This window comes from Terrimonas ferruginea DSM 30193 (assembly GCF_000425585.1).
Lineage (GTDB): Bacteria > Bacteroidota > Bacteroidia > Chitinophagales > Chitinophagaceae > Terrimonas > Terrimonas ferruginea.
This window is the reverse complement of the sequence record NZ_AUDS01000014.1, coordinates 94,242-119,875: the sequence shown is the minus strand read 5'-3', so window position 1 is coordinate 119,875 and position 25,634 is coordinate 94,242. Positions and strand designations below refer to the sequence as shown.

The 25,634-nt window shown below is 43.4% G+C and carries 25 protein-coding genes and 1 tRNA gene; 19 read left to right on the top strand and 7 right to left on the bottom strand.

What is annotated here, in order from left to right; genetic code table 11:
• Positions 1–32: 32 nt before the first annotated feature.
• The gene (locus H608_RS0104915; protein WP_155990057.1) at positions 33–809 is read left to right on the top strand and encodes a hypothetical protein; all 777 of its coding nucleotides are present in this window, start codon (positions 33–35) and stop codon (positions 807–809) included.
• A gap of 108 nt (positions 810–917) precedes the next feature.
• A tRNA-Lys gene (locus tag H608_RS0104910) sits at positions 918–990 on the top strand.
• A gap of 270 nt (positions 991–1,260) precedes the next feature.
• Here H608_RS0104910 and H608_RS0104905 read toward each other — a convergent pair.
• From H608_RS0104905 to H608_RS0104890, 4 genes are all read right to left on the bottom strand, one after another.
• The gene (locus H608_RS0104905; protein ID WP_028786698.1) at positions 1,261–2,352 is read right to left on the bottom strand and encodes a response regulator; all 1,092 of its coding nucleotides are present in this window, start codon (positions 2,350–2,352) and stop codon (positions 1,261–1,263) included.
• A complete protein-coding gene (locus H608_RS0104900) occupies positions 2,327–2,797 on the bottom strand; it encodes a response regulator (protein WP_028786697.1) in 471 nt (156 codons plus the stop codon). Before H608_RS0104900 ends, H608_RS0104905 begins: the two co-directional genes overlap by 26 nt.
• On the bottom strand, positions 2,794–6,219 hold the full coding sequence (locus H608_RS0104895; RefSeq protein ID WP_028786696.1) for a hypothetical protein: 3,426 nt from the start codon (positions 6,217–6,219) through the stop codon (positions 2,794–2,796). The genes H608_RS0104900 and H608_RS0104895 overlap by 4 nt, the downstream gene beginning before the upstream one ends.
• Positions 6,220–6,544: 325 nt before the next feature.
• Positions 6,545–6,781 carry a hypothetical protein gene (locus H608_RS0104890; RefSeq protein ID WP_155990056.1) on the bottom strand — a complete coding sequence of 79 codons (237 nt, stop codon included), beginning with the start codon at positions 6,779–6,781 and terminating at the stop codon, positions 6,545–6,547.
• Positions 6,782–7,097: 316 nt separating this feature from the next.
• On the opposite strand from H608_RS0104890, the gene H608_RS0104885 reads away from it, so the two are divergent.
• From H608_RS0104885 to H608_RS21305, 8 genes are all read left to right on the top strand, one after another.
• Complete coding sequence (locus H608_RS0104885; RefSeq protein ID WP_028786694.1) at positions 7,098–7,508, top strand: VOC family protein; 411 nt, start codon at positions 7,098–7,100, stop codon at positions 7,506–7,508.
• A gap of 369 nt (positions 7,509–7,877) precedes the next feature.
• Positions 7,878–8,279, top strand: a complete 402-nt coding sequence (locus H608_RS0104875) for a BlaI/MecI/CopY family transcriptional regulator (protein ID WP_051268049.1) — start codon at positions 7,878–7,880, stop codon at positions 8,277–8,279.
• 1 nt (position 8,280) lies between these two features.
• Entirely contained in the window at positions 8,281–9,606 is a 1,326-nt protein-coding gene (locus H608_RS0104870) for a M56 family metallopeptidase (protein ID WP_028786692.1), read from the top strand.
• 29 nt (positions 9,607–9,635) lie between these two features.
• Positions 9,636–11,027 (top strand): serine hydrolase domain-containing protein, encoded by a 1,392-nt coding sequence (locus H608_RS21310; protein WP_051268048.1) that lies wholly within the window; start codon positions 9,636–9,638, stop codon positions 11,025–11,027.
• Positions 11,028–11,135: 108 nt separating this feature from the next.
• Positions 11,136–11,783, top strand: a complete 648-nt coding sequence (locus H608_RS0104860) for a CPBP family intramembrane glutamic endopeptidase (RefSeq protein ID WP_028786691.1) — start codon at positions 11,136–11,138, stop codon at positions 11,781–11,783.
• Positions 11,784–11,821: 38 nt separating this feature from the next.
• Entirely contained in the window at positions 11,822–12,994 is a 1,173-nt protein-coding gene (locus H608_RS0104855; protein ID WP_028786690.1) for an aspartyl protease family protein, read from the top strand.
• A 75-nt stretch (positions 12,995–13,069) separates the two neighbouring features.
• Entirely contained in the window at positions 13,070–13,369 is a 300-nt protein-coding gene (locus H608_RS0104850; protein ID WP_211227027.1) for a nucleotidyltransferase family protein, read from the top strand.
• Positions 13,362–13,718, top strand: coding sequence for a HepT-like ribonuclease domain-containing protein (locus H608_RS21305; RefSeq protein ID WP_051268047.1), 357 nt, complete (start codon positions 13,362–13,364; stop codon positions 13,716–13,718). Before H608_RS0104850 ends, H608_RS21305 begins: the two co-directional genes overlap by 8 nt.
• On the opposite strand, the gene H608_RS0104840 is transcribed toward H608_RS21305, so the two are convergent.
• Complete coding sequence (locus H608_RS0104840; RefSeq protein ID WP_028786688.1) at positions 13,715–16,114, bottom strand: outer membrane beta-barrel protein; 2,400 nt, start codon at positions 16,112–16,114, stop codon at positions 13,715–13,717. The genes H608_RS21305 and H608_RS0104840 overlap by 4 nt on opposite strands.
• A gap of 196 nt (positions 16,115–16,310) precedes the next feature.
• On the opposite strand from H608_RS0104840, the gene H608_RS23435 reads away from it, so the two are divergent.
• The 9 genes from H608_RS23435 (at position 16,311) to H608_RS0104795 (ending at position 23,260) form a co-directional block, all read left to right on the top strand.
• Positions 16,311–17,366, top strand: a complete 1,056-nt coding sequence (locus H608_RS23435) for a sensor histidine kinase (RefSeq protein WP_051268046.1) — start codon at positions 16,311–16,313, stop codon at positions 17,364–17,366.
• A complete protein-coding gene (locus H608_RS0104830) occupies positions 17,363–18,058 on the top strand; it encodes a LytR/AlgR family response regulator transcription factor (protein WP_028786687.1) in 696 nt (231 codons plus the stop codon). The genes H608_RS23435 and H608_RS0104830 overlap by 4 nt, the downstream gene beginning before the upstream one ends.
• A 68-nt stretch (positions 18,059–18,126) precedes the next feature.
• On the top strand, positions 18,127–18,717 hold the full coding sequence (locus tag H608_RS0104825; RefSeq protein WP_028786686.1) for a TetR/AcrR family transcriptional regulator: 591 nt from the start codon (positions 18,127–18,129) through the stop codon (positions 18,715–18,717).
• Between the two features lie 79 nt (positions 18,718–18,796).
• On the top strand, positions 18,797–19,255 hold the full coding sequence (locus H608_RS0104820) for a hypothetical protein (RefSeq protein WP_028786685.1): 459 nt from the start codon (positions 18,797–18,799) through the stop codon (positions 19,253–19,255).
• Position 19,256: 1 nt separating this feature from the next.
• On the top strand, positions 19,257–19,559 hold the full coding sequence (locus H608_RS0104815; protein ID WP_028786684.1) for a DUF3817 domain-containing protein: 303 nt from the start codon (positions 19,257–19,259) through the stop codon (positions 19,557–19,559).
• Positions 19,556–19,915 (top strand): rhodanese-like domain-containing protein, encoded by a 360-nt coding sequence (locus H608_RS0104810; protein ID WP_028786683.1) that lies wholly within the window; start codon positions 19,556–19,558, stop codon positions 19,913–19,915. Before H608_RS0104815 ends, H608_RS0104810 begins: the two co-directional genes overlap by 4 nt.
• A gap of 75 nt (positions 19,916–19,990) precedes the next feature.
• Entirely contained in the window at positions 19,991–20,419 is a 429-nt protein-coding gene (gene parS, locus H608_RS0104805; RefSeq protein WP_028786682.1) for a type II RES/Xre toxin-antitoxin system antitoxin, read from the top strand.
• Entirely contained in the window at positions 20,416–20,877 is a 462-nt protein-coding gene (locus H608_RS0104800) for an RES family NAD+ phosphorylase (protein ID WP_028786681.1), read from the top strand. The genes parS and H608_RS0104800 overlap by 4 nt, the downstream gene beginning before the upstream one ends.
• Positions 20,878–21,004: 127 nt before the next feature.
• A complete protein-coding gene (locus H608_RS0104795) occupies positions 21,005–23,260 on the top strand; it encodes an ATP-binding cassette domain-containing protein (protein WP_028786680.1) in 2,256 nt (751 codons plus the stop codon).
• 82 nt (positions 23,261–23,342) lie between these two features.
• Here H608_RS0104795 and H608_RS0104790 read toward each other — a convergent pair whose 3' ends face one another.
• Together H608_RS0104790 and H608_RS0104785 are read right to left on the bottom strand one after the other, a co-directional pair.
• A complete protein-coding gene (locus H608_RS0104790) occupies positions 23,343–24,116 on the bottom strand; it encodes a nuclear transport factor 2 family protein (protein WP_028786679.1) in 774 nt (257 codons plus the stop codon).
• Between the two features lie 502 nt (positions 24,117–24,618).
• Positions 24,619–25,533: a helix-turn-helix domain-containing protein gene (locus H608_RS0104785; protein WP_028786678.1), complete on the bottom strand. Its 915-nt coding sequence runs from the start codon at positions 25,531–25,533 to the stop codon at positions 24,619–24,621.
• Between the last annotated feature and the right edge of the window lie 101 nt (positions 25,534–25,634).

The following is a 25,634-nucleotide window of genomic DNA, read 5'->3' as shown; positions in this document are numbered from 1 at the left end:
CCGGAGGTGGCAAAAGGTTGTATCTTTCTTACATGTTACGAAGGATCTGGATTGGTATATGTATGCTGCTGCTGATGGTGAGCGCCTGTGCGCAGCGGCCGGACGTGGAGCGGAAGAAACTGGCATTGGGTGAAACGGATGTATGGGTGGAACTCTCGTACTATGGCCAGCCGCGTGCGATCACCGCGATCAATGTACATGATGATGAATGTTCATCGGTGGAAGCCGCGAGGGAATGGTTATCGGAAAACGGGGGACTGCTGATCAGGATAGAAAATGGCGGAGAGCGGTTACTGAAATTTACAATAGGAAGGCAGCAATACAAAGTGGATCCGAACAGGATCTACTCGAAAGAAGGAGCGGCGAAAAGCCTGGACCGGTTTGGTGAAGTAAGTGGGGAAGCGGTGGAGGCGGCTTACAGGTTTGGCCGGGACTTACTGGCTTTGGTGCCGGGACAAACGAAATGCATGGTGGCTTTGCACAATAATACGGAAGGAGGACTTTCGGTGCACACGTACCGGCAGGGGGGGGATGGGGAAATGGACACGAAGGAAGTGATCCACATGCCGGAGCGGGACCCGGATGACTTTTTTCTGACGACGGACAGTGTGATGTATCAGCGGCTGGCAGCGGCGGGATATAACGCGGTGTGGCAGCACAATGAGGAGGTGCGCGAAGATGGGTCGATGAGTGTGTACTATGGGAGGCGTGGGGAGATGGTATATGTGAACTGTGAAACGGAGCATGGTCATGTGGAGCAATGTGGGAAGATGTTGCGGGAAATAGAGAAAGCGTTGAAGGAGAACTAGATTGAAAAAATAATTTGCAGAAATATTGCACTTTTTTTGGAAGGAAAGGATTGGCCCCGTATTTTTGCACTCCCAAAAACGGGAAAGCGGTCTTCGGATTGCTGGTAAGATTCCGTAGCTCAGTTGGTAGAGCATATCACTTTTAATGATAGGGCCCTGGGTTCGAGTCCCAGCGGGATCACAGGAAAGGTCTGACTTCGGTCAGGCCTTTTTTTTTTAGTTATATAGTGACATTTCCTTTGCGGCATCACTAAGGGCTGATTAGGTGAGGCTTTTACGATTATAGCATATTAGGTTCTATTTCAATTATATAGAACAAGGCCACTCGAACCAGTTTAATTTAATCTTCAGATTTTTTGATACTTATTTTGCCAGGAGTTTTGGAAAAATTCCATCAGTAGCTGTCGACGTTTCAAAAGTTGTAGCTATATTATAATTTTTTTTTCTTCAACTATTCGTCACAATAATTAATAATATCATTGAGGAGAAATTTTATGGGCAGCATACTTCTTTGCAATTGTGATTCGTCCGATTTCAGCCAATGTGAAACCATTGTTGTTTTACTTTCATCGATGAACTCGTATTCAGAGTATATTTTTAAAAAAGTGGTACACTGCTCTTCACTGATATCCTCCAAATATCGAAGATCATTTAGAATTTCTGTTATTTCAAATTTTACGAGCATCCGTGGTTCAGCCCTTAACGTTAGCAAGTTGTTTTCATACGCCCAGAGCCAAAGTGACGCACAGTATAGATCTTCCATTTCGCAAGAACTTTCATCAGGAAGCAAGCATTTTGCTATTGGAGAGTAATGTTTTTTTATAACAAAGGATCTAAAGTGTCTTCGTTCTGCGGCCTCTAACGAAAGAAAGCCATTAATCCGATTTAACGCGTTTTTACCGGCAGGGTCGTTGTCATATACGCCTGCACACTTCACTGGACTATTATCGCGTTTGTCATAAGGCAACATCATGCAATGGGCTAGTAACTGACGTGTAACCCATGCTGCACCAGCCCCATTTTCGAAACGAAAAACAATATCTTTACGATCCTCAAAAAATAATGATCGACATCTTTCAAAGATGGCATAGTCTGTTTTGCCTTCCAAGTATACTTGAAATCCAAAATAACCAGCATCGGCTTCGTATTTTTTTTGATAAATTTTCACATGATTAAATGCTGTTTTGAAGGGCGTTATCCATGTATTGCTACTGTCGTATTTGAAGAATGGCCAGAACCCATCGTATCGAAAGTCATTCGCAACTGATAGACCAAAAATAATCTTCGGGATGCTGGAAAATTTTGCTCTCTGAATTTCTTTCAATAGCACTAATCCGCCATTTTCATCAATATTGTCTCCGAACCTGACTGGAAGATATAGATCAAGCACAGCTATATCAACCGCATTCTCATTTAGATTACGGCGAGCATTCATTAAATCTGAAGCTACTAATACAGTTGTCGGGATTTCAAATTTTCCGATGATTTTCGAGATTGCTATTACTTTTTCATCTAAATCATCCACAATTAAAATTGTTATCATTCATAATTTTTTGAAGTGATGTAGCCCAGTCGCGTCCTGGCGGACTTTCATAAAACACTGCCCCAAGAAAGAATGTGCTATATTTCTCTTCCAACTCTTTTGATATTTGGTCAAGCGAAATATGCTCATTTCTAATTCCAAAATCATCAAACATTGTAAATAAAATCGTAGGCAACAGTTTACGCTTTCTTTTTAGCTCACGAAGTATCATAACGCCTCCAAATTTTTCGAAAGACCTCTCTCCAATGAAATGCTCATCTTCAAATGTTGGCAGTGTCACATCAAGAATCATCAAATCAAATGAACTATTTTGAAGAAATCGCATCGCCGAGTTATATGATGAAACCCGAACTATCTCATACTGGGGATAGTTTTGTCTAAGAAAAGCAAGTACTTCTTCGGCTTTTGATTGATCATCTTCAACAACTATTATGTTCTTATTCATAATTTTGGGATATTAAAAGTTACCGAGATGATAATCACGTAATTATTTAATGTGAATTCAAAGCTTGATTCAGAAGCACCAAGATCGTATTCGATTGACCGTCTAATTTTTTTAATACCACTTTTCCCTTCGTTTGATATTCTATCTCCGTAAAAATCCTTATTATTCCATTGAGAATTATACTCGATAAATCTTTCTTTGATTTCTTGAACGTTTGTTCCATTTCCCAGTCGGTGCGACATAGTAATTTTTACGACGCCGTCGTCGTTGGAGTAATAGCCATCAATTTTCAAATCGAGGTCTTCCGGAAGGCATTCAGAATGAACTACCACATTTTCGATTAAGTTGCGGAGAATGTCAATGATTCCAATTGAACATGTAAGCTTTTCGTTACTATTAGCTTTGATAGTGGGATTTAATTGAAATGTTGGATACAAGATGTTACTTACTTTGACTGCTATGCTTATTATATCAGTAAATTGCAATTTAAATTCAGTGTCTTCATCTGCTAAGTGAAACCAGCGTGAGATGTTCTCTAGTTCATATGTAATATCTGTAGCTGCCTTATTGACCTGAGTTATAATTCCTGAATGTAAATGATCTTGAAATAATTCTTGTATTTTAATTTTAATTTCTTCTAGCATTATACGGAGGTCGGAATTCACAGTTTCTCGAAGATATCTCCGGACATTTTCAAGATTAATGTTGGTGATTTGTAACAATGCAAAAAGACAGTATTCAACAAATTCAGATGACTCAATATTATGCTCTTCAACAACAGCATATAACCTCATGTAAAACTCTGGATTAAAGCTAAAGTCGAAAAGTGCATTAGGTTTGTCTAGGTCTTTTTCTGTCTTTATTTGTATGTACTCTGATCTCAGTTTTTGACAATACTCGTCAAGTTTGATGCTAAATTCTTGAAAAATTATTTGTAATGGATTATATGCATCAGGTTTCTCAAATAGCACATATTCCCAGAAGTTAATATCGTTGAATAAATTACCTTCTTTTACTGCCAACAAGTTATGGTTGACGAAAACTCGTTTGATATGGTTGATAAGCATTCCATGTCGAATTCGCGTACTTAAATGGCCATCTAATCCATGCTCTTTACTGTTGAGAAATATATCTCGCATTTCGTTTACGATCAATTTTAGAGATAGAAACGATGGATCTTTTAAAGAGATATAGCGGTTAATTGTTCCCAGTGAATTTAGGTCTAAAATAACTTTAACTTGACCTTGATTCTCATAATCAACAGATTTATAAGTACTATCGTCAACAAAAAGCTTTTGATCTTTAAATCTGGAAAATGAGGATGAAAGTTTTTCCGTAATATGTCTGCGTAGCTGCAGAAAGTCGGTTGTGATTTTTCCGCTGTTATAATTGCGCAATCCTTTTCTTATTACTTCTCGCTGAGCTACTTCAACAAATTCGTCAATGACTGCTTTTTTTTCTGGAAATTCTGAGTCGGCAAGATATTTAAGAATAATTAGTCGTTCGTTCTCGACTTCTGTTGTGCTTTCAAAGACTGTCAAATATTTAATGACTTCAATTACACAAACTTCATTTAAAAGTAGCAAGAAGTACCCCCGCTCAAATTTGGTAGTTGCGTCAAACAGAGAACTTGGTTTCGACACGCCATGGAAGGATAAAAATGAATCGAGGGCACCATAGATTGAGTGCGCACTAATTTGAGCCTTCGAAAAAATAATCGGAGTGATAATAAGATCTTCTAAATTTTCGAAGTCAGAGTCGTCAATTTCCTTACATATGAATTCGAGATTAACTCTTTCAAAAAAACCCGGCTTTATGGTGAGAAATTTTTCGAAGTGCAACAAAAGTGCTCTAAAACGTCGTTCTTCCAGATATATCTCCATTATTTTAAGGAATGCAATGGAAGACTCATAAAGATTTTCGGATATTAAAACGGATTCTAACAACTGAATAGATGTAATAAAATCCTTTCTTTCAGTAAGTAAATCAGCAAAAAAAAGTTTTTCAAATGTCTGTGCATCAAATAAGTTAATATTTGAATTGTCAAAATTATTTAGTTTTTCAACAAGACTTGAGACCATAGGGAAAGCATCGATTCGTTTACAAAGATCCTTTGTTGCTTTGATCTCGTGCGGTCCATTAAAATATAATAACATACTGGGCCCTACATTTTCGTCATCCAATGCGCGAAGCAAATTGAAGTATGGCGCTGAGTCTATAAGAGTGTTTTCCCTGCCTACAAAAAAAGTGAAACAAGACAAATCTACAAAATCACTCATTTGTAATTCGAGCTTATTTGCCATTCTTAGGGTAGACACAAATAGTTGTCCTTTATCTATAACACCACTTATAGTTCTTGACAATTCATTCAATAAAGAGTTGTTAATTCCGAAAGTTTTTGCTGAATATGCAGATGGCAATAAAGTGTAATAATCAATTAGATACTTCAAACGAAATTCATTGACTATTAGATTCTCAATAATAGATGCAGCACGTTCAATATCTCCAGACAAATATGCTTCAAAGTATTCAAATTCGTTTGTATCGATCATGATATCATTTAATGATACCTGGTTTTCGTACAGCAAGATATTTCTTAAGATGGTGTTATGTCCAATTGTTTTGTACAACGATCTGATTGGATAGAGAAAAGGTTTAAATGTTTCTGAATCGCATGATATATATAACAACTCAGAAAATCTGGTTAAAAATAAGTACCTATCAATGACTGGCAATCCTGAAAAAAGATAGATTAAAATGCCGGAACTTAATGGGTTATTTATAGATTTTATACCTAGACAGTAATAAACGAATTGCTTTATATAATCGTCAAAAGGTAAAATTGAAATTTGCTCATGAGTCGATTTTAAAAATTCATCGAAGCGAATTAGCGATTCATTTTTTTTACTTACAAGTTCAATTATTAAACGAAACAAGGCGTCATCCTTCGTTTTTATTATCTCAGATAATTTTTGCCAATTTGCCTCTCTACCCCCTTGTTTTTCCGATAGCAAAAAGGTTGCGTTTATCGACCACAAAGACTCTCCATATTTCTCTGTTATAAGAGAGAGAGAGAGCTCAGCATTTTCAAAATCTCCGTTCAATATATTTAGTTCGAATTCTTTTTTTAGATCGATGAATGCAAGTATTCTTTCTTTGTAATGAATGCAACAAGCTATAAGATACTTCCATTCAATTATTGGATCTCCTGAATAATTTGTTGCAAAGCTTTCTTGAGCAAAATTTACGATAGAGGGGAATGAATTACCCCAAAAATTTTTGACAGATTTATTTTGTGAAAATTTCACTTGTTCAGATAAGCTTAGTTTTGCTTTCGCATGGCTATAAACGTCCAGAACTGACTTGGAAGTGTTTTTTGCTCTTTTTAGCATGTTTAAAATGCTTATAGTATTATCTGTCATTTTTTAGTATAAAATAAGGTAAAGTAATGAAAATCCTACTATTTTAAGATGTTTCTGCGAATGTACTTGGTCTAATACAGTCATTTAATAAGTGACGAATTCTACCGCTATTAAAAGCACTAAAGACAGCGAAAAGGCTTTTATGTCACGTCATTTGCATTTTTTCCGCGATAGCTTTACAAATAATACCCGGAATGCTCGTCTCGCCGAAAGCGCGGTAAAGCATCCACTCATCGAAAAGATTTGATGTGTCACAATCTTCTTCCACCTCTCACTACAATTTTTGAATCTTCTGGCAGCAATACGGAGGCCGGTATCGAATTACCTAAAAGTTAAAATGGCGGTCGTAGGTCCGTTCAAAGTCCGCATCGATATGAAACTCCACTACCGGGGTACCTACCATCTTGATGCTCCACACTTTATTCAGACGTCTGCGTGCCGACAAACGAGTATAACCCCGGTGGTGTTCGATGACAAGTTCTTCCATGCTGTTATCGTCAATCAATATTGGTTTCTTGGTCGTCACTACTGAAAAGAATGCCACTGTTTTTCTTCCATTCATACGTAATGGCCAATATGTCCGGTATTGAGCCAGTTGTGACGCATCGGCATGGTCTCGTAGTTTTTACCGTAAATAATATTTACCACTAGCGTAAGTGCCTGCCGGGGAACGATTTCTTTGATAGATACGATACAGCGTCTCCGTCATTGTTTGTTTTGTGGCGAACATAAAACGCAGGTTCACTTCTCAAAATTTCTGTTAAAGGGGATCGGCAATTCTTATCGGACTCGTCGCATTCGCCCCTCCAAATTGTCGTTTTCAGCTACCAGCGACAATCGGAGCCACCTGTATCTTTAACCGACTTAACAAAACAATTATGCCAACACAAATTTTTGTCAACCTTCCGGTTAAAGATCTCAACAAGTCTGTAGAATTTTTCACCAAACTCGGCTATACGTTCAATCCGCAGTTTACCGATGAAAAGGCAACCTGCATGATCATCAGTGATACGATTTATGTAATGCTGCTGACAGTACCTTTCTTCCAGACGTTTACGAAGAAGGAAATTGTAGACGCCCATAAGTCCATCGAGTGTACCATTTGCCTGTCTGCTGATAGCAAAGAGGCCGTGGACGAAATAGTCAGCAAGGCACAGGCGGCGGGCGCCACCATACCCAATCCTCCTTCTGATTACGGATTTATGTACCAACACAGTTTTGAAGACCTTGACGGACATCATTGGGAAGCGGTATGGATGAATCCCAATGTTCCTGCGCAGCAGGGATAAGTTGTTGAAAAGCTACCGCCGGCCGGCGGTAGCTTTTTTTATGTAAGCTTATACATGAATTCCGTTATTTCCGCCGGTCTCGCACTGGCAAAGCCTTTGTCCTCTCCAATCTTTATAAAGCCACATTTCTCCGGCACTTTTTGTGAACCTGCATTATCAAATGCGGTGCGCGCGAATAGGCCGGTGCTTTCGAGCGTGAGAAAGTTTTTCAATACAGTTGTGGCGATCCCTTTTTCACATAGCGATTTATAAAATTAGTTATGCGGGTGATTACGACTGAAGCCAGTACGCCCCAGGGCAGACCCCTGATGTACCATAAAAAACTAAGAATTATTTCTTACTATAAGAAATGTTTCTTAGTTTTAGTTCATGGCTAAGGCAATTTCAACCAAACACGACGCACAGGAACCTACCAAATCCGAACTCGAGATCCTGCAGATACTCTGGCAGGCTGGCCCTTCGACGGCACGTTTCGTCAACGATCACCTCAACGAACAGGTCCGTCCGGTCATCTACATGTCCACACTCAAACTCATGCAGATCATGGTAGAAAAAGGCATGCTCACCAAGGATGATACAAAGGCCAAACACGTTTACGCTGCGGTGCAGGAAGAGGCGAAGACAAAAAAAGCCTTGCTGAACACCATCGTCGACCGCGTTTTCCACGGATCGCCGTCCGATCTTGTTATGCAATTGCTCGGTGGTAAGAAGCTAACCGCCGAAGAAAAGAAAACGTTTGAAGCGTTGATCAAAAAACTCGAACAACAATAATATGTTTAACGATTTCCTGCACCTGTTGAGTTGGATGCTGATCCATTCATTGTGGATCGGGGCCGTCATATTCATCCTGACGGTTGCGGGACTGATCCTTACGCGACGAGCTTCCGCGGCCTCCAGGTACAATGTACTCATCGCACTGCTCATGCTTTTTATAGCTGGTATCATAGCCGCATGCTTTTTTACATTCCGGAGCACTGATGACCTGATCGTTTCAACGGGAACGGGTTATTATACTCCGGTCCGTCCTGCAATTGGTTTCGTTGATCAATATGCTGTATGGATCGTTTCGCTGTGGGCCGTATTCGTGGTGTTTAAATTGTTCCGGTTGTATCATAATGTTTATGGCATACGTCAGCTAAGGAGGTATTCCACGCCTTTAATAAATAAAGAATGGAAGCAGGTATTTTCAAGGTTTACATCATACCTGACCATCGGTAAATCCGTGCTTCTCGCGGAATCGGCAAAGATAAAAGCGCCGGTAACTATAGGTCATTTTAAACCAATGATCATTGTACCGGCAGGTTTCTTTTCGCAATTACCGTACGTGCAAATAGAAGCGATTCTTTTTCATGAACTCGCCCATATTTATCGCCGCGATTATCTCGTTAACGCCCTGCAACATTTTGCCGGCGCACTCTTCTTTTTTAACCCGGCTTTTGTCTGGCTTTCCCGGCTTATCCGGCAACAACGCGAGATATGCTGCGATGACCTGGTACTGTTTTGCGATGGCAATAAAACGGGTTACCTCAAAGGATTGCTGGCCTTCGGCTTCGCGGATAATAGCAACCATTTCGCGTTGAGTGCAAAAGGAAGCCCGCTTGCCAGGCGTTTGCACCGCCTGATTGATAAGCGCAACGAGACGGTTGGCCTTTTACCTAAACTTATTGTACTGATGCTTTTGCTGGCTATTCCCTTTACGCTGGTATTGCTGCAGGACATGACTGAAACAGCATTGGTGGGAAAAAATGACATACAACATGTGTTGAAATATCCGGCAGCAGCACCTGCGAAAGTGGTAAGGACGAAAAGAAAAATCAAACCAGCTCCACAACAGGATACCACGTTCCGCCTTGCCAGTATCCGTTTTGAAAAAAGTAACGAGGACATGGCCAACCGCATCATGATGGTGAAGGACGAAGAAGGCAATACGTATCATCTGCGGGTGGAGAAAAGTGAATTGGTGGCTTTATCGATCAACGATAACATCATTCCTGAAAATGAATTGACTGCGCATCTCGGTTTGTTTGCACGGATCGACGATGCGTGGAATAAAAGACGGGCAGCGAAAGCCGCCTATATGGCTAAATTAAATTTGTAACACCTCCCGGTCATTTAAATCAGCAATACATGAACAATTTTTTCAAAGCACTTTCCGTGCTCCTGGTATTCTATTGCCCCAACCTTTCCGCGCAGGACAGTACCACGTCCAGGATCGACCGTTTACTGGGCAGCCAGTTCAAACCCGATGAGCCCGGCGCCACCGTGTTGGTTGCTAAGGGCGGACAGGTCATCTATCAGCGGTCTTTTGGCATGGCACAGTTGGAACTCCAGGTGCCTTCCGATACCTCGATGGTGTATTACATCGGTTCCAACACCAAACAATTTACAGCCATTGCCATCCTGCAATTGATGGAAAAAGGTTTGCTATCGCTGGAAGATACATTGGGAAAATATGTATCCTGTAAAGCACCAATATCGCAGATCACGATCCGGCAATTATTGTCACACACATCGGGATTGAATGGGAATGGTTATGCCGATTCGTCGAATATTCCGGCAGGGAAAACGAGGCAGGCCGATGTAGAACGGTTTGCGGCAAAGAACCCTGAGTTTGCAGCAGGCAGCCAATGGAAATACAACAACGCCAACTTTCAAACGCTCGGGTACATTATCGAAAAAGTGAGCGGGAAAACCTACCAGGACTATATCACGGAAAATATTTTTAAACCATCCGGTATGAACAGCTCGTTTGTGGCCACCGGCGATGAACCCATCATCAAAGGACGGCCCGGAGGGTATGGCATTCTGCGTCGGGGTATCGTAAATATGTACGTCCACGACATCTATGAATTATTTGCGTCGGGCGGAATACTGGCAACGGCGCTGGATATGTACCGTTGGAATGAGGCCTTGAAAGCCGGGAAGCTTGTCAGTAAAAAAACATGGCAACTGGCTTTAACGCCGCAAACACTGAATGATGGACGGTTTACCTTTTACGGTTTTGGCTGGTATATCGATAGCCTGAAGGGGAGTGTGCTGTACCGGCATGGCGGCGCGGTACCGGGATTCATTTCCGAAACCATGTACCTGCCTGCAGAAGACATCTACATTGTGTTCCTGCTGAATGCAGAATCGGCAGCGATGCCACAGGTGCTGGCACGCATCATCGCAGCGGACCTGGCAGGTAAACCCTTCAAATTCGAAGAAAGCGCGATCACGAAAAAAGAGTTATCGCAATACGTTGGTGTTTATGAAAGTGACAAAAAAGAACTGGTCAACATTACGGAAACCGGCGGAAAGCTTTACTGGCAAAGGCTTGGCGGCCGTAAATATGAGATCAGGCGATCGGCACCGGATCAATTTTATTTTGAGAAGGATTTTCTTTGGATCGACTTTGGACGCAACAGCCGGAAAAAAGTAGACAGGCTTTCTTTTAGCCGTGTAGGTATCTGGCCTTCGCCCTGGACAAAGACCGATAAGCCACTAATGCAATTATCGGAAACCGGGCAACAGCTTTAATGCGTGTTAACATTTTTTAACCCGTTTGCCCTGACCTGAAGCCGTTTATCCACAAACAACTTTATCGATGGAAATGTGCCCCCTTACTTTTGGCGATATACATGAACCATGACCACTAAACTTTCCAACAACAAATTACTCAGCCTGGTGCTGCTGTTGATCCCACTTGCATTGATCTATGTACCCTTTGCCAAATTCCCCTGGCATATCGGAGGCATCGGACTGGTTGTGTTGTTGCTCACCTGGCTGCAGGACCGCAACCTGAAGGCGCTCAACTTTAAAACGATTACGGGTAAAACCATCCTGACAGCTGTTGCTCTCTGGATTATCCTCGAGTTGTGTATGGATTTTATAATTCAGCCGCTTATTACCCGCATACTCAACGAACCAGCCGACTATGGCGTTTTTGCCGGATTGGAAGGTAAAACGAAAACCTATTGGAAGATGTTGGGCTATATGTGGATCAGCGCGGCGATCGGGGAGGAACTGTTGTTCAGGGGTTACGTATTCGCGCAGCTCAAAAAAATCATTGGCGACCAAAAACTGCTCAGTATTTTAATAAGCGCTGTTTTATTCTCCGTCCCGCATCTTTACCAGGGCACAGCGGGATTGATCACCACGTTTATATTCGGTCTGGCATTCGGGTTTATTTATATCAGGTATCAAAATCTTTACCTGAACATCATCGTTCACGGACTGATCGATTCGTTTTTTCTGACGATGGCTTACCTGGGCTATTTGTCTTTCTTTGGGTAAATTATACGTAAAATTTCGTATTTCTCTATATTTGCTTTATGAAGAAGCTGCTCACAGGTTTACTTTTACTTATCGTCTCGCATTTTTCCTACGCCAAATGGATCATTCCGTTTGAACTGTATGAAGACAAATTTATCCTGATCAAACTGCCCGCGCCGGATAACAAAGACAGTCTTGTTTTTTATTTTGATACCGGCGCTTCCACCACCTTGCTCGACAAGAAAGTGGCGGAGCGGCTGCAACTGAAGCCCGATTTCAAACAAAACGTACCCGGTGCCAGCGGCAGCAAGTCCTATGATATCGTCACCAATCAGCAGTTGCAGATCGCTGGGGATATTTATATCCGTCGCATCAATTTAGTACTGGAAGATCTTACGCGATTGAATAACAACCTGGGAAGAAGATTCGATGGGATTATAGGCAATGATATCATCCGGAATTTTCAAACAAAAATCGATTTTGGGAAAAAGGAAATCGAGCTGAATGAACCGGGAGATAAATTCAATACAACAGGTTACAGCGTCATTGATTTTACATTTAAGAATGGCATTCCCATACCGCAATTTCCCATTTCCATACAATTGCAGAACGGTGATAGCTTTTCGGGTGATATTTTGTTTGACAGCGGTGCCGGACTTTTACTGTTGATGAACACACCTTTCATCAACAACAACAATCTGCTGGATAAGATCGGCAAAACGGTAGTGAGTTCGAGCGATAACCTCAGCGGTAAAACTGTTTCGACACATGCGCTTATTCGTGAAATCGCGATTGGTGAGTATAAGATCAGTGGTAAACTACCCGTGAGCCTTTCCTCCGATAAAGAAGGCGTGAGCGCATATAAAGGTTACCTGGGTATTTTAGGCAGCGAAATCATCAACCGTTTCGATATCATTCTCGATTATGCCGCGTCCAAATTATACCTCAAGCCCAATTATTTATTTAAAAAGGCATTCGAGGTTCCGGTAAGTCCCATTAAACTGGCGTATGCAGACAAGGGCATCGTTATTACTACGGTAATTGAAAAAACGGATGCCTGGCAGCAGGGATTGCGGGAAGGGCAGCGGCTCGTATCCATCAACGGCATCGAAGGTGCTAAGATCGAGACCTACCGGAAACTGTTATCGGTAGCTGGGAACGAGGTTGGCATTAAAGTGCTTGAGGACGGAAAGCTGAAGGAGTATACCTTGCAGTTGAAGGAGCTGTTGTAGCGTTACATTCCATTAGAGAGATAATTTTCCTCCTTGGTACACATTTTCATAACACGGAATACTTTTTGTAATTTTATGCTCGTGATTTATACCCTGGATACTATACTGACTATCCTGCGTGCCCACAAAGCCGAACTTCAGGAGAAATATCCCATTTCTCGACTTGGGGTATTTGGTTCTTATGCCAGGGGTGAGGCTACTGAAAAAAGTGATATAGATATTTCGGTAGACATTACCGGACCAATGGGGTTGAACTTTGTTGCGATGGCGGAAGAGATTGAAAAGCTCCTCGGTAAGAAAACTGATGTTGTCCCACATCGATCTATCAAGCCTGCCTATCTGCCTTTCGTTGAAAAAGACATAATTTATGTCTAGACGTGATCCCATTATTGTGTTAAATGAAATTCTTACATGCATTGAGCATGTAAGAACGTATACAGTACACCTTTCTTTTGAAGATTTTTCTTCCAATTTCATGGTTACGGAGGCATGTCTTTATAATATCCATATTATCGGCGAAGCTGTTAATCACCTTTCGGAAGAGTTGAAAGCCAGTAATCCAGATATTCCCTGGAGTTTGGTAAAAGGAATGCGCAACCGTTTAATTCACGAATATTTTGGTACAGATCTTCAAATTGTCTGGAATGTGATTCAGGAATACCTTCCAACTTTCAAGAATCAATTGGAGCAGGTTATCGAAAAAATCCAGTCGTCAAAATCCTAATCCCCAACCTTCCCATCATCCACCACTACACCTTTCTTCCGCGAAGTATTCTCTTTCAGTTTACCAAAACTAAACCTCACACCCACAGCGAATGCTCTCACCGGGCGCCAGGTAGTTGATTCCTGCCGGAAGCCTGCCGTCTCAAATACGTTGTCCGTCTGCCAGTATTTATTGAATACATTCAGCAACGCGACATTAAACATCAGCTTTCTGTTGTACAGCCAATAGGCAGCGCCCATGTTATAAAACAGGTTCGCGCCATTTTGTCCCTGCAATTGCACCGGCGGTGTACTGTAATTGATGTTGCTGAACAGATCCATTTTTTTCGAAAGTGTATAACTGAAAGAGGCATTAGCCGAACCATACCAGCCGTTTCTTCTTTCGTCGGCTACCAACTTATTTTTTATCATGATGCGATTCAGGTTTCCCGTAAACGTCATAGACAGTTTCTCGCTGGGGTTGAAAGCCAGGTAGCCGGTGAGGCCAACCAGGTTGGTCAGACCGATATTGCCGTATGTCTGTTCCGATACGCCTGTACTTTCGTCGAACACCATGAATCGCTGAATGCCGGAACGTACGAATGAAGTATTTATAGCAAGGCTATAAGTGAATTTTTTAGAGAACGAGGCCACCGATGCATCGATGTTGTTGGCATATTCGGGTTTCAATTTTTCATTTCCATAACTAATAAACAACGGATCGCGGTTGTCACGGAAAGGATTCAGATAACCCAGTCCGGGGCGCGCTATCCGGCGATTCCAGGCGAGCGACAGGCGTTTGCCGTTCTTCAGCGTTTTGTTCAACGACAAACTTGGCAAAAAGGAAAAGTAATCCTGATCTACCTCAGTGCCACTCGAAATAAAATGTCCGTTCACCATTGTCTTTTCCAAACGGCCACCGGCTTTTATCGTTAATCTTTTTTCTTTTACGGAATAGGTATATACGCCATACAGGCCCGCTACGCTTTGCGTGTATTTCAATTCATTCGAGTTAGCAGGATCCAATGTATAGTCATCTGCCGGTGAACTTTTGACCTGGCTATTGTAGCGTGAGTTGACATTCCGGAAGATACCTCTCAGCCCCGTTTCGAGTTTTGACCGGGAATCCAGTTGCAGGGTATAATCTGCCTGTGCACTTGTCTGGATATTTTTCGCCCTGATATGGTTTCGCAGAAAACGATCGTCGTCCGATGAGTTGTATTGATCGCTTTTTACTGTGCCGGTTGTCTTATTGAACTGCCGGTTGATATTCAGCGAGACGGAATGCCCTGGCTTTCGCATTTTTCGCAGATAATCCATGCCCACCTCGCCACCGGGAGAATCGATGTCTGTACGTGTATCGAAAAGCGTTTGTTGCAATATATTGCCGGCATTGTCGTAGCTGATAATAGTATTGCTTTGTCCGGGTTCACTGCCACCGTTGGTCATGCGGCCATACACACTGACGGTCTGCAGCGAGTCGATATCATAAGCAAGTTCGAGGTTGCCGCCGGCATTGTATCCCGCATGTCTTCCCGTATCGGTGAACTGCCGGCGGGCAAACGCGGCTGAATGGCTCAGTGCCGTATAGGTTTGTTCGCCATGCGTATCATAACCGAGATTACGGGCATAGTAAAAAAACGAAGTGATACCGAGTTTGCTATATTTCACATTGAAGCTCGCATTCGGATTCACTTGTCCGATGGTATTGTAGTTAAAGGCCGTGTGCCCGTTGTAGCCCGCTACTTTTTTCCTGGTGATGATATTGATCAGCCCCGTCAATCCTTCGCCTTCGTATTTGGCAGATGGATTGCTGATTACTTCAATTTTGCTGATGGTGTTGGCGGGAAACGATTTTAATACATCACCAACGTTACTTGCAAACATGGAAGTTTGTTTGCCGTTGAGCAATATCTGGAAACTTGTTTGCCCTTTCAGGTATACGCCGCCGTTGCCATCCACACTTACAAAAGGAACTTTGGCCAATGCTTCAGCCGCCGAACGCCCCTGCAGTGAAGCATCGTTTTCTACATTATAAATGATCTTGTCTTCGTTGGCTTCGATCAGGGCTTTGACTGCCATTACGGTGACGCCGGATAATTCTTTTACGATCCTTTTCAACTCGATTTTTTGCAGGATGGAGTCCGTTGAAAAGACAGGGGAGGTTTCCGCCTGAAAGCCGGTTGCGTTGGCGGTTGCATAATATTCACCGGTTATCAGGTTACTAAAAACGGCATTACCGGACGAATCGGAAATACTGTTTTTCATAATAATTTTTGAGTCTGCTTTATACAATGAGACCGTGGCTCTGGTAACAGGCAGGCCGAGGCTGTCGAGCACTTTCACTGTTACAGAAGTCTGCGCATTGGTGGAAATGAAAATGCATATGAGCAGGCAGGAGGTAAAGAATAAACGCATGGGGCTTTTTGATTTGCGGCTAAATTATTTCCGGAGATGTCCGCGCATTTTTATTTTCTGCAAACGCCTTCTTTTGTGCTACGAAAATTTACGTTGATCTTGTTGGCAGAGGATTTAACAGCATTGGTGGACAACAGGAGCGTGTTCATCGGGCGTAAAAGCCGTTTCGACCGTTTTGTTTTATTTTGGTGGTCAAATGGGCAGAAAAATATTGATCGGCGTTCACCTGGCTTACTGGTTTTATGTACTGGTGATCGTAGAATTGGCAAACTCACTCGCCTACAAGAACTCGTTTATCAGCATTGACAGGGTGACCAATATTTTGTTTCTCAGCAATGCTGTGATATTTGCGGCTGTTTTTTATATCAATTACTTTCTGCTGCTTCCCCGTCTTTTCAAGAAGAAAAAGTTTCTCCTGCTTGTCCTGAGTTGGATTGTGTTGGGATTGCTTTTTGTCGGAATCCGCTTTTTGATACAGGAATATCTTTTCGTGAAATGGTTTGGCATCTGCAATTATTGCTATGCGGATTACACAAGCAAATGGCCGATGTACGTCGTCAACAATTTCTTTCAGGGTTTAAGCAATTTCATCATAGCCGGCACGGTTATCTGGTTTGCAGACGACTGGCTGCGGTCGGAAAAACAACAAGTCCGGTTACAAAAAGAAAAGGTAGCTGCGGAACGGGCTTTTCTGCAATCACAGGTGAGTCCGCATTTCCTGTTCAACAGCCTGAACAATATTTATTCAATGGTGTATCATGGCTCCCCGGATTCCCTGAATGCCATTCAGAAATTATCAGGAATGATGCGGTATGTATTGTCGGAAAGTCAGTCGCTCTGGATCGATCTGCCGCGGGAATTGAATTATCTCGATGATTACATAGAACTCCAACGCTACCGGATCAGGGATGCGGCTATCCGATATACAATCACTGGCGACGCTTCCGGTAAAGTGATCGCTCCGCTGATCTTGATTTCCTTCGTGGAAAATGCCTTCAAGCACGGAGTGGTTACCGACAAGGATCATCCGGTGGTGATGGGAATAGAAATCGACGAAGTCAGGCTGTTGTTTTTTACCAGCAATAAAATCAGTACAGCTTCGAAGGACAAGACCTCTGGTATCGGTCTCCGGAATGTTGCGAGCAGGCTTTCGCTGCAATACCCGGGTTTACATACGTTGGAAATAAATGAACAGGATGGTATTTTTGAAGCGCGACTGTCCATCAACACCTTAAAAGCGCAGCCAATATGATCAGATGTTTACTGGTAGATGATGAGCCCTGGGCGCTTGAGCTGCTGACGAGTTATATTTCCCGTCTTCCTTCGCTTCAACTGGTGGCGGCCACTACGAAGCCACTGGAAGCGCTGTCGCTGGCGGTGCCCGCGAAAACCGATCTGATCTTCCTCGATATCCAGATGCCGGAGCTAAATGGACTGCAATTCATGCAGGCTATCGATCAGCGGTGCAAAGTAATCATTACCTCTGCCTATACTGAGTACGCGGTTGCCGGCTTTGAACACAATGTCACGGATTATTTATTGAAGCCGATTTCGTTTGACCGTTTTTGCAAAGCAATTCAGAAAGCTACTTCGCAGTTGACTGCACAGGAACCGCCGCCGGTCGCCTCACATATTTTCGTAAAAACGGATAACAAACTCGTGAAAGTGGATTTTGCAGAAATCCTTTACCTCGAAGGGGCGAGAGATTACGTGTTCATTCACACCGTCACGGACAAACTGGTGACATTGGACAGCCTGCGCAACTTTGAAGATATATTGCCTTCGTCCCGCTTTGTGCGCATTCACAAATCCTTTGTTGCCGCCATTGATAAAATCGATGCAGTCGAAAAAAGCAGGGTGATAATCGGTGAAAATATTTTACCTATCGGAGAAAGCCACAAACAGGCATTTTTGGCGGCCATCAATAAGAGCAGAGGTAGTTAGCTTTTGCTTCGCGAACGCAGCAAAACGCAAAACCCGGATAGGTTCCGTATTTTTGTCGACAAGCAGTTATGAAAAAAGCCGCAGCTACACGACTCAATATTCTTCAGAAAGCCTTCGGACTTATCTATGAGAAAGGATACCAGACCACCAGTGTGGATGATATCCTGGCTACTACCGGGGTGACCAAAGGCGCCTTCTACTATCATTTCAAAAACAAAGATGAAATGGGGGTGGCTATCATCAACGAGCTACTAAAACCGTCTTTCGCCGGTTCTTTTATCCGTCCGCTGCAGGCAAACGGTGATCCCGTGGATATTATATACGATATGATGTACGACATTTTGATGAAGAATAAATTCATGAAGGTTGAATACGGCTGTCCCGCCGCTAATCTTACACTTGAAATGGCTCCCTGGCATCATGATTTCACAAAAGCCCTGAACGAATTATCCGATCAATGGAAAAAAGGTATTACCGATATTATAAAAAAGGGAAAGAAAGCGGGGCTGATCAGGCCTGATGTAAAACCGGAACAAGTTGCGGTATTTGTGATGTCGGGTTATTGGGGTATCCGAAATATCGGTAAGCTCAGCAATAACAAAGCAGTCTATCTCGTCTTTCTCCAGCAGTTGAAAACCTACCTGGAAACATTGCGATAATTTTTTTCGTTAAAAACATACCGGTTAGTATGTTTTTGTTTTATTTTTGCGGTGTTGCGCATTAAGCGTACTGGCGAATATGTACCAGACACTTATTTTTCTGCATTCAATCCTGCGGTGGTTGGTGTTGTTGAGTCTCGTTATTGCTGTCTGCAGAGCTGCCCGCGGATATTACCGGGGGAAAATGTTTACAGCGGTTGACAATGCTGTCCGGCATTGGACGGCTACCATCGGGCATCTGCAATTGATGGCAGGTCTGGTGTTGTATTTCCAGAGTCCGCTGGTAAGTTTTTTCCTGAAGAATTTTGATACGGCACAACATAGTTTCGATCTTGTATTCTTTGGAATGATACACAGCCTGCTGATGTTTGTAGCTATAGTGGTATTGACATTGGGCTCTGCGCTTTCCAAACGGAGATTGGCAGACAAATCTAAATTCAGGACGATGCTATTGTGGTATGCTGCTGCGCTGCTTATAATTTTTATCGCCATTCCCTGGCCGTTTTCTCCATTCGTTCACCGACCTTATTTCAGATGATATGTCGTTATTATTCAAAACAAACATCGGCAGGCTGCGGCTTATTGCCTGGCTGGAAGGCGTTTCTTTACTGGTGCTGGTATTTGTGGCAGTGCCGTTGAAGTATTTAATGGATGAGCCATGGCTGGCAAAGATGCTGGGTCCCATACATGGTGCCTTGTTCCTGTTGTTTGTACTCAATACGCTGAGCGTGGCTATTGAACAGCAGTGGCGTTTCCGGGAAACAACCTGGAAAGTGTTGGTAGCCTGCCTGATTCCCTTTGGTACTTTTTATATCGATAAAAAAATACTGAGCAGATTATGAGACGTTTGTTGATAATTGGCGGCGTGTTGCTGTTGCTATACACAGCTTACCGGATTTACCGGATCAATACGCTCAGCAAGGGACTGGATAAACTGCTTGCCCGAGGCGCCGTGGTGCTAGACGTACGTACGCAAATGGAATTTGAAACGGGACATATCGAAGGCGCAGTCAATATACCGCTGGGGCAACTGCGCGAACGGTATGTGGAGCTGGACACATCCAAAACGTATATCACCGTTTGCTCACATGGTTTGCGCAGTGTGAAGGCGCAGAAATTATTAAAAGAACGAGGGGTAAGACATGTGTATAACGGTGGTGCCACGAGCGACCTGGAGAAGTTGTTTTCCGGGAAATAAACGTTTACTATTAACTGTGATCAGGTGCGTCAACTTTGTGATGAGTTGTATAAATTTGCAATAGAACATCCTTCCATGGCAAAAGCAAATGATATTAGTTTCGATTTTTCTTACGATTCGATTGATGATAAAAAAGTGATTTATTTCATTACTGAAATCCGGAAGGGCTTTACGTTCTCCACCTTTCAGAATTTTGCGAAGCACACACCTTTTACATTAGTCGAATGGTCAAAATTTTTAAACATGTCACAAAGAACCATGCAAAGGCACAGGAAGGTGAAAAAAAGATTCAATCCTGCATTTTCGGAGAGAATTCTCCAGATAGCCATGTTATACAATCTCGGTATCGAGGTGTTCGCTAACCGCGATAAGTTCAACGCCTGGCTTGAGTCAAAAAATCTTGCTTTAGGGAATATCAAACCGAAGGAGCTTTTGGATAACAGCTTTGGAATTGGATTGGTAAAAGATGAGCTGGGACGCATCGAACACGGTATATTGGCATGATCGTTTACCGCTTAAGCAGGGAGAAGTACAAGCTGGATCTTTCTGGTAAAGGAGCTGCGAAAACTGGTGGGCGATGGAATAGCAGAGGTGTTCCGGTTGTGTACACAAGCCAGTCGAGAGCGTTGTGCACTACCGAGATAGCAGTTAACTCAGCGCAGGGTGTAATACCTGACAATTACTGGCTTGTTACAATTGAGCTTCCGGATGACATAGAGATATTAGAGATTAATATTTCGTCATTACCAGGTGACTGGAAAGCGTTTCCTCATCCCGTTTCCACACAGGAAATCGGAGACGCATTCGTCCGGTCCGGAGGATATTTAGTTGCCAAAGTACCGTCTGTTGTTGTCCCGGGCGATTTTAATTATCTGATAAATCCAATGCATTCTCTTTTTCATAAAGTAAAGATCAATAACACGGAATTTTTCGAGTTTGATAAAAGGCTATTTCTCAAATAACAGCCACGTATCACCCGATCTTCCAATTCCGTCCATGAAATATGCTTATCCGGTAAACTGATTCCATGCAGGAGAGGCTGCGCGATTTTTTTTCGGTAGTTTCGCTTCCCCGCAAAACCTTCCCTTCATGACGTCAGAATACATCGAGATACGTGGAGCACGTGAAAACAATCTTAAAAATATCGATCTGCGTTTGCCCAAACGCCAGCTCATCATATTTACCGGTGTTTCCGGTTCCGGCAAGTCGTCCATTGTCTTCGACACCATAGCTGCGGAAGCGCAACGGCAACTCTACGAAAATTTCAGCATGTTTATCCGCAACCTGCTGCCCAAATTTCCCCAGCCTCATGCGGACGTCATTGAAAAATTAAGCATGGCAGTGGTAGTGGACCAGAAAAGGCTTGGCGGAGGATCGCATTCCACCATGGGAACGATCACCGATATCTCTCCCGTCATGCGTGTGCTGTTCTCCCGGATTGGAAAACCCTTTGTTGGCTATGCCAACGCTTTTTCGTTCAATGACCCGCAAGGCATGTGCCCCGAATGCAATGGCCGCGGACGTAAACTAGGCTTTGATCAGTCGAAATTCCTGGATAAATCAAAGTCACTGCGCGAAGGTGCGATAACGGCTCCCGGCCTCGTGTCCTGGGAAAAAGATATGTACATCCACAGCGGCTTTTTTGATCCGGATAAAAAAGTAGCGGACTTCACCAATGACGAAATGCAGTTGCTGCTATACAGCGAACCGCGTAAGTTCAAACTGCGAATGGGCGAGGGATCAATGAATGCCACCTACATGGGTATCATTGAAAAGTTTGAACGGGCATACATCCGCCGGGATGTAAAAACGCTTTCAGAGCGGACACAGAAAATGATCATGCCTTTTCTGCAGGAGGGGGTTTGCCCGCTTTGCAAAGGCGCGCGATTGAATCAGGCGGCGTTGTCCTGCAAGATCAATGGACAAAACATAGCCGGGCTATCGGCGATGGAAGCAGGAGAACTGATCGATGTGTTGAAGAAAATCGATGATCCCGTTGCCGAACCAATGGTCCGCACTCTAACGGAACGGTTGCAGCACCTGGTAGACATGGGATTGGAATACCTCAGCCTCAATCGCGAAACGGATACCCTTTCCGGCGGCGAATCGCAGCGGGTGAAAATGGTGAAACATCTGAGCAGCAGCCTGATCGATGTGCTGTATATATTCGACGAACCGAGTGTCGGCCTTCACCTAAGGGATGTATACCGGTTAAATGGTTTATTGCAAAAACTTCGTGATAAAGGAAATACGGTCATAGTAGTAGAGCACGATCCGGACGTGATCCATATCGCCGATCATATTGTGGATGTGGGACCGCATGCCGGTACAAAAGGCGGACAGATCATGTACGAGGGCAACCTTGACGGGTTATTAAAAAGTGATACGCTTACAGGGAAATTCCTCAAACATTCATTGCCATTGAAGTCTGCTCCGCGTACCGCGCGTGGGCAATTTTCCATCAAAAATGCGACAACCAATAACCTGCGTGATGTTAGCGTAAATATTCCGGAAGGTATTATGACGGTCATTACCGGCGTGGCGGGTTCCGGTAAAAGTTCACTCATTCACCAGGAATTTTTACGTGCGTATCCGCAGGCCGTGGTAATCGATCAGTCAGCCGTTGGTGCCTCTACGCGCTCGAATCCTGCAACCTATACGGGGCTGATGGATCTTCTCCGAAAAGCCTTTGCTGCTGAAAATAAAGTGGATGCATCGTTGTTTTCATTCAATTCCAAAGGTGCTTGCGAGAACTGCCAGGGAACCGGCGTGATCTATACGGATCTGGCTTTTATCGAAGGCGTTAAAACCCCCTGCGAAATATGCCAGGGCAAACGTTATAAGGAAGAGGTATTGGCTTATCAACTAAATGGCCAATCAATTTCGGACGTATTGGAAATGACCGTTCGCGAAGCGCGCAATGTGTTTACGGCAAAAGATATCTGCAGAAAACTGGATACAATGATCGAGGTGGGACTGGAATACCTGACGCTCGGCCAGCCATTGAGCACGCTGTCCGGCGGCGAATGCCAGCGTATCAAACTCGCCAGTGAATTGCACAAAAAAGGTAGTATTTATGTGATGGACGAACCGACAACGGGCCTGCATTTGTCCGATGTCGGACGATTGATCGAGTTAATGGAGGGATTGGTGAAAAAAGGGAACACCGTTATCGTAATAGAACACAACCTCGACGTAATCAAGAACGCCGATTGGATCATCGACATGGGGCCGGAAGGCGGTCACAAAGGCGGAATGGTATTATTTGAAGGCACACCGGAAGAGCTGATCAAACGGACAGATTCACATACCGGCGTTCATTTGAAAGCAGCGGTGGAGAAGTGAGGAGTTAAAATTCAAAAGCCAAAATGAATCGGTGGCTGAAGCGGGTGTTCTGGGTAAGCCTGCTCTTTTGAATGTAACGACACTAAGGTAGTTTATCCGCTTCCTGCGTCACATTCCCGTTTTCCTTTATCACCATTTTAGTTGTTTTCTTTTTCGCGTCCAGTACAAACTCGAAAACCAGGTCTCTTTCTTTCAGAAAAAAACTTGTGGCTGTTTCCGGGTAGAGGATGTATTGTTTTTTTCCAGCTGTCAACAGCAAGGTCGACTCTTGTGGTACAACCGTGATGATGCCAATCTCTTTGCCATCATATTTCCCCGCATATTTTTTTAGCGCCGCTGCACCGGGTTTAATAGCCTGACGCGTATTGGTATACGGGGCAGGACCATGATCATAACTCAATATCCGTTTCATCACCCACTGCCCATCCCTGATTATCCAGAGATGCGTGAATCTGGCCAGGCCATCTTTGAATTCCTTCTTGCCTGTCTCGTTGATATAGAATACATGGTTTCCGGACAAGATCGCGCCGTAGATCGTGTCTTTGGATTTCAGGGGGAAAATGTGTACGGTCCCGGCTACGGCTTCCCTGCGCAAGTGAAAATCTTTATTTGAGCACAAGTTATTGGCTAATGATTTGCCGAAAGCCTCTTTGCCATAGGTGGGGCCACCTTTGTCGTGATAGAATTCCAGGTCATCGCTGACGAACTTTAACATTCCTTCCACGTCGCAGGTATTATAAGCCGCCCAGAACAGACTGTCGTTATGAAGGATTGTTTTTTCCGGGTCTGACTGCTGTGCTGACAGCTGGCCAGCGGTAATCAGTAAAAGAAGATGGAGTGAAAGGAGTTTGCGCATGGTTGGTGATTTCATAGCGAAAGTAGCGTGTATAATTCAAAAGTAAAAAGTCAAAATTAAAAAGTGTCAATGCTGAATGGTGAATGGTCAATAGTCAATAGTGAATATAGTGATGGATATTCAGTGATTCGGATTTGTTAGTGGTTTGTGTCTTAACCATAACTGTTCGGAAGATTTTAAGACCTGTCGTTCCGACATCATGCCACCGCTGGTCTCCAGACCAACGGGCCTGCTCATCGTTGAGGTTATGTACGAAGTTGACCTTAAACTATCAAAGCTACCTGACGCTTGCTTGTTGGTCGGGAAACCAACAAGGGCGCTAACTTATACCTCACGTCGCCATTGCGTTTACAAATTAAAAGCGACTCTGGCGGATAAATGCTCCGAACAGTTGTGTTGTCTTCACGAACCAACCCCGGGTGTTTGTGCATCTTCAGAAGTGCTTAAAGAAACAACAAGTGTCTATAACTTAATACTTCTTACTTACAACGGCTGTCTGCCATCAATTAAACGCCTGCCTGAATCCGGAAGGCGACATATCCGTTTTGGTTTTGAAGAGTTTGCTGAATGATTGCGAATGTTCGAAGCCTAATTCGTAGGCTATTTCACTAACAGATAAATCAGTGGTGGAGAGTTTTTCTTTCGCCTTTTCAATTAATTTGTCGTGGATATGCTGCTGTGTATTCTTGCCGGTAAGCAGTTTTAGCATGCTGCGCAGATAGGCGGGGGAAAGGTTCAGTTGTCCGGAAATGTATTGAACCGTTGGCTGGCCTTTGCTGAGTAGATCCTGATTTCCGAAATATGCGTCCAGTACTTCTTCCAGCCGGTTGAGCAGGTTGTGATTTGTGATCTGGCGCGTGATAAACTGCCGTTGATAAAAACGCTCCGAATAATTCAGCAGCGTTTCGATCTGGGAAATGATGATATGCTGACTGAATTTATCAATGTTGGTATGATATTCCTGCCGGATATTCTGAATGATGCCGTTGATTGTAGTCTCTTCTTTTTCCGAAAGGAATAAGGCTTCATTCACCGAATAATCGAAAAATTCATATTGCCTGATTTGTTTTGCCAGCGATGTATTCCAGAGAAAATCCGGGTGAATAAGCAATATCCACCCGGACGGTTTTAAATCGGGATTGCGGGCCGGATTGGTTTGTAACAACTGCCCCGGCGCTAGAAAGTACATGATGCCTTCGTCGAAGTCATAATCCTGCTGACCATAACGCATCTTTTCACTCAGCCCCCGTTTCATCGAGATCGAATAGTAGTCGGCAATCGTTGCATTGATCTCGCTGTGTGCTTTTGCTTCAATGAGCACAGCGTAGTCCACCACGCTGATCAGCGGGTGCTCCGGCTTTGGCAGGTTGAATACGTTGTGGAATTCACTGATAGAGCGGATATGGTATGGCTTCATAAGAAGTTGTAAGTTTTAAGTAATAAGTTATAAGCCGGTAATAAGTGAATAACATTCATCTAACACCCTTGGTTCGTGTATACACGAACCAAGGGTGTTAT

Bases quoted from the DNA above. Each gene is read 5' to 3' on its own strand.
- H608_RS0104915 (WP_155990057.1), top strand. From the start codon at position 33: ATGTTACGAAGGATCTGGATTGGTATATGTATGCTGCTGCTGATGGTG.
- H608_RS0104905 (WP_028786698.1), bottom strand. From the start codon at position 2,352: ATGATAACAATTTTAATTGTGGATGATTTAGATGAAAAAGTAATAGCA.
- H608_RS0104900 (WP_028786697.1), bottom strand. From the start codon at position 2,797: ATGAATAAGAACATAATAGTTGTTGAAGATGATCAATCAAAAGCCGAA.
- H608_RS0104895 (WP_028786696.1), bottom strand. From the start codon at position 6,219: ATGACAGATAATACTATAAGCATTTTAAACATGCTAAAAAGAGCAAAA.
- H608_RS0104890 (WP_155990056.1), bottom strand. From the start codon at position 6,781: ATGAATGGAAGAAAAACAGTGGCATTCTTTTCAGTAGTGACGACCAAG.
- H608_RS0104885 (WP_028786694.1), top strand. From the start codon at position 7,098: ATGCCAACACAAATTTTTGTCAACCTTCCGGTTAAAGATCTCAACAAG.
- H608_RS0104875 (WP_051268049.1), top strand. From the start codon at position 7,878: ATGGCTAAGGCAATTTCAACCAAACACGACGCACAGGAACCTACCAAA.
- H608_RS0104870 (WP_028786692.1), top strand. From the start codon at position 8,281: ATGTTTAACGATTTCCTGCACCTGTTGAGTTGGATGCTGATCCATTCA.
- H608_RS21310 (WP_051268048.1), top strand. From the start codon at position 9,636: ATGAACAATTTTTTCAAAGCACTTTCCGTGCTCCTGGTATTCTATTGC.
- H608_RS0104860 (WP_028786691.1), top strand. From the start codon at position 11,136: ATGACCACTAAACTTTCCAACAACAAATTACTCAGCCTGGTGCTGCTG.
- H608_RS0104855 (WP_028786690.1), top strand. From the start codon at position 11,822: ATGAAGAAGCTGCTCACAGGTTTACTTTTACTTATCGTCTCGCATTTT.
- H608_RS0104850 (WP_211227027.1), top strand. From the start codon at position 13,070: ATGCTCGTGATTTATACCCTGGATACTATACTGACTATCCTGCGTGCC.
- H608_RS21305 (WP_051268047.1), top strand. From the start codon at position 13,362: ATGTCTAGACGTGATCCCATTATTGTGTTAAATGAAATTCTTACATGC.
- H608_RS0104840 (WP_028786688.1), bottom strand. From the start codon at position 16,114: ATGCGTTTATTCTTTACCTCCTGCCTGCTCATATGCATTTTCATTTCC.
- H608_RS23435 (WP_051268046.1), top strand. From the start codon at position 16,311: ATGGGCAGAAAAATATTGATCGGCGTTCACCTGGCTTACTGGTTTTAT.
- H608_RS0104830 (WP_028786687.1), top strand. From the start codon at position 17,363: ATGATCAGATGTTTACTGGTAGATGATGAGCCCTGGGCGCTTGAGCTG.
- H608_RS0104825 (WP_028786686.1), top strand. From the start codon at position 18,127: ATGAAAAAAGCCGCAGCTACACGACTCAATATTCTTCAGAAAGCCTTC.
- H608_RS0104820 (WP_028786685.1), top strand. From the start codon at position 18,797: ATGTACCAGACACTTATTTTTCTGCATTCAATCCTGCGGTGGTTGGTG.
- H608_RS0104815 (WP_028786684.1), top strand. From the start codon at position 19,257: ATGTCGTTATTATTCAAAACAAACATCGGCAGGCTGCGGCTTATTGCC.
- H608_RS0104810 (WP_028786683.1), top strand. From the start codon at position 19,556: ATGAGACGTTTGTTGATAATTGGCGGCGTGTTGCTGTTGCTATACACA.
- parS (WP_028786682.1), top strand. From the start codon at position 19,991: ATGGCAAAAGCAAATGATATTAGTTTCGATTTTTCTTACGATTCGATT.
- H608_RS0104800 (WP_028786681.1), top strand. From the start codon at position 20,416: ATGATCGTTTACCGCTTAAGCAGGGAGAAGTACAAGCTGGATCTTTCT.
- H608_RS0104795 (WP_028786680.1), top strand. From the start codon at position 21,005: ATGACGTCAGAATACATCGAGATACGTGGAGCACGTGAAAACAATCTT.
- H608_RS0104790 (WP_028786679.1), bottom strand. From the start codon at position 24,116: ATGCGCAAACTCCTTTCACTCCATCTTCTTTTACTGATTACCGCTGGC.
- H608_RS0104785 (WP_028786678.1), bottom strand. From the start codon at position 25,533: ATGAAGCCATACCATATCCGCTCTATCAGTGAATTCCACAACGTATTC.